General features: G+C 61.7%; 5 protein-coding genes. 3 read left to right on the forward strand and 2 right to left on the reverse strand.

The window, feature by feature from the left end; all coding sequences use genetic code 11:
• On the forward strand, nucleotides 1–354 hold a 354-nt coding region (locus tag ABY403_RS14555; RefSeq protein WP_372841542.1), incomplete at its 5' end, for a PaaI family thioesterase.
• Here ABY403_RS14555 and ABY403_RS14560 read toward each other — a convergent pair.
• Entirely contained in the window at nucleotides 301–1,434 is a 1,134-nt protein-coding gene (locus tag ABY403_RS14560; protein WP_372841543.1) for a DUF2235 domain-containing protein, read from the reverse strand. The genes ABY403_RS14555 and ABY403_RS14560 overlap by 54 nt on opposite strands.
• A 67-nt stretch (nucleotides 1,435–1,501) precedes the next feature.
• On the reverse strand, nucleotides 1,502–2,647 hold the full coding sequence (locus ABY403_RS14565; protein WP_372841544.1) for a type III PLP-dependent enzyme: 1,146 nt from the start codon (nucleotides 2,645–2,647) through the stop codon (nucleotides 1,502–1,504).
• A gap of 223 nt (nucleotides 2,648–2,870) precedes the next feature.
• Here ABY403_RS14565 and ABY403_RS14570 point away from each other — a divergent pair, with 223 nt between their 5' ends.
• On the forward strand, nucleotides 2,871–3,302 hold the full coding sequence (locus tag ABY403_RS14570) for an Lrp/AsnC family transcriptional regulator (RefSeq protein ID WP_372841545.1): 432 nt from the start codon (nucleotides 2,871–2,873) through the stop codon (nucleotides 3,300–3,302).
• 110 nt (nucleotides 3,303–3,412) lie between these two features.
• Nucleotides 3,413–3,568 (forward strand): DUF1428 family protein (locus ABY403_RS14575; RefSeq protein WP_372841546.1); only part of this gene is annotated, 156 nt, incomplete at its 3' end.

Here is a 3,568-nt window from a genome sequence, read left to right on the forward strand (position 1 = left end):
ACCCTTCATTCGGTTGAACCGGGGCGCGTGGTCTTTCGTGGCTCGGCGCTTTTTGAACACACGAACCCGATGAGCGGCGTGCACGGCGGCTGGTATGGAACGCTGCTTGATAGCTGCATGGCTTGCGCGGTGATGACCAAGGTGCCCAAGGGGCAATATTACACGACGCTCGAATACCGCATCAACATCGCCCGCGCCTTGCCGCTTGGCGTTGAAATCGAGGCGGTGGGCGAGGCGCAGCACGTTGGCCGTTCAACCGGAATCGCGCGCGGCGAGATTCGGGGCATCACCGATGGCAAGCTATACGCGACCGGTTCCACCACCTGTCTTATCATGGGCAGCCCCACCGACTGATGCTGGCCTGCGCCGCCAGATGTCGGGGCGGATCAGCGCGCGCCAGCCCATGCGTGCGCCCACGGCGCTTTCATGGATGCTTTCGGATGGGTCGCGCCCGACAACGCGCGGTGCGCGCAGCCAAAACAATTTGCTCCACCCCCGCCACGACCCGACAGAAGGTGCCTGCGGATCACAAGGAAAACGGTCGCGCCAACCCTCGGGCAAGGCAAGGCCCAGATGCTCCATCCGCTCAAGCATCCAGACCAGCGGGATGTTCGCCAAAGGGCGCGCAGCTTCATCATGCCCAAGCTGGCCACCGATATCGCCGTGGCAGCCGCGAAACCACACCTGTTCAACCCCAAGCGCGCCGGTATCCTGCGTGTCCCACACCTGCGGTTCAAAGACCGAGCGTGTTTCATTAAGCGCAAGCGCCTGATAGCCATGGCGCACGATGCGGCCCAAGGAGGCGTTGTGAAAGCGCGTGCGCGGCTCTGAAAACACCCAAGCGAGCGGAAAGCGAAACCCCAGCGCCATCACCGTATCGAAAACGCCGACCATTTCGATCTCGACCGTGGGGTGGCAGAAGCGCCGCCGAAACGCCTCGGTGCCTGGGCGAACTTCGTTCGCTTCATAGTAGCGCCACGCAAGGTGCACGTTGCGTTCGGTTGCTGCATCAGCGCGCAACAGCCCCACCCGGTCGATGATGCCCGCAAGCGAGCGCACCGCGAAAGCGCCGCGCGAATAGCCCAGCAAAAAGATGCGGTCGCCGGGGCGGTAGCGCGTTGCAAGCCAGCCATAGGTGCGGTGGATCTGCTGTTCGATGCCCCAGCCCAGAATGGAATGGGAAAACTGCCCCCATTCATTCCATTGAAGCCCTTGGCCATAGCGGATGGAACCGCGCGGCGACGCCTCGCGCAGAAGCTCGTAAATACGCCCGATCGAGGTTTGATCGACACCGCGAAGCTTGCCCTGCGTGCCATCAAGCAGCACCACATGATCGACCGGGGCGCGGTGTGGAAGGTGCAAATCGCCGGTGGGGGGTGTTGGCTTGCGCCCGCCCAACAACGCCACAATCCGTCTGATGAAACGCCCCGGCACGCCAACCCCAACAAAAACCCCGCCCAACTATAGGGCGGGGTTCAATTCAAACCAGTGCCAAAACGCCTCAGAGAGCAAGCGACATGCTGGTAGAAACGGTCATTTCGCCAAAGCCATTGAAGCGCGTGTTGGTTGCCATCGAATAGGCACCCATACCGTGAAACACGAGGTAATCGCCTTCTTCGATGTCGCCGGGCAATTCCAACTCGCCCGGCAGCCGATCAACCGAATCACAGGTCGGGCCAAAGACCACGCGCGGCATCGGTGCACCGGTCCGGCGCACACCTTCTGACGAGATCGCCTCGACACGGGTGATGTTGCCCACCATCGGCAACTCGGTCAGCCCGCCATAAACGCCATCGTTGATGAACACGTGCTGGCCATCGCGAATCGCCTTGATGCGGGTGGCCAAGGTAAAGGCCTCGGCCACAAGACCGCGCCCCGGTTCGCACACCAGCGCCGGACGATCTGCACCGAAAGCCTCGGTCGCCACGCGGTCGATCAGCCCGAAGATCGCCTCGAGTTGCGGCACCACATCGGTCACGCGGTGGCTGGGGAACCCCCCGCCCACATTCAGCCGCACCGCCTTGACGCCTGCCAGGCGGCAGATTTCAGCGCCCGCACGGATGTAGCTATCCCACGCCATCGGGTCGGTGCACTGGGTGCCGGGATGGAAGGTCAACGAGGGGGTGAAGCCCGCGCTTGCCGCCGTTGCCAGCAATTCCGCCGCCAGTTCCACCGTCGCGCCGAACTTGGCACCGAAGTTGTAGGCAGCGCCCGACACCGGCAGCTTGTAGCGCACCGAAATCTCGCACCCCTCAGCGGGAACGAGGTCGATCAGCTTGGCAAGTTCTGACCGGCTATCGACCGACCAGCTTTTCACGCCAGCCTGCACCGCATGCAGCACCTCGGAGCGCGAGCGCACCGGGTTGTTGTAATGCAGGGCCGCCGTGGGCGCGAGGCGACGCACCATATCGATTTCCGCCGGAGACGCGACATCGAAGCCTTTGATGCCAGCGGCAAGCAGGTTCTGAATCACCATCTCGTCGGGGTTGGATTTCACCGCATAGGTAACAAGCCCCGGGAATCCTTTCAGAAACCGGCGTGCGGTTGCTTGCAGCACCTGCGGTGCAAAGAACATCGCCGGATTATCAGGTTGCTGGATGCGGAGAAGTTCGGCGGGTTCGTTCCAGATTGTCTTTGACAGTCCCATCGGCGTTTCCTTTGCCAACAGAAGGCAGCCACCTCTTGCCCCGGCTTCACGGGTCGGGAGACGCTTACGCGTTTCATCCAACCAGGCCAGGTGCGTATGAGCCGCCCTTTTCCTGAAACTATGTGCCGCTATCTGGGGCACATTTTTACCGATCAAAAGACTAGAATTGTAGCATATGGTCGTTATATTGACGAAACGGACAAACAAATTGCGAGTGATGCAGATGGACGACCTCGATCGCGCGCTTCTGGGTCTTCTGGGGGCGGACGCGCGTGTTTCGGTGGCGACTTTGGCGCGTCGGCTGAAAGTTGCGCGATCAACCATTCAGGCGCGACTCGAGCGGTTGGAGACTTCTGGAATCATTGCCGGCTACACGTTGAAGCTGGGCGAGGCCGCGCGACAGGGGCGGATTCGGGCGACCGTGCTTTTGACAATCGAGCCGCGGGCGCAGGCAGCGATTCTTACTCGGCTGAAGGCACTGCCCGAGGTCGAGCGCCTTCATACCACTTCGGGGCGGGTCGATCTGTTGTTGCAGCTTGCCGCAGGCTCTACCGCACAGCTTGACGCGGTGCTCGACCAGATCGGAGAGTTGACCGGGGTCAAATCTTCCGAAAGCCTGATCCATCTTTCGACCAAACTTGAACGCGCCGTCTGACCGCCGCTAGCGATAACGGGTTCGTGAGCCGCGCCCTGCGCGAAACCGTTGCCAGAGCGGCGCGGCGCGCGCAGCCTGAACAGACGGAGTCTGTGTCAGGGAGGAAACAGATGACCTACATCGATGGATTCGTGGTTCCGGTGCCCGCCGACAAGCGCGATGCGTATCTTGCCTCCGCCCGTATGGGGTGGAAAATCTTCAAGAAATACGGCGCGCGACAGATGGTGGAAACGCTGTCAGACGACATCCCCGAAGGTGAACTGACC

Source organism: Phaeovulum sp., from assembly GCF_041596715.1.
GTDB lineage: Bacteria > Pseudomonadota > Alphaproteobacteria > Rhodobacterales > Rhodobacteraceae > UBA6213.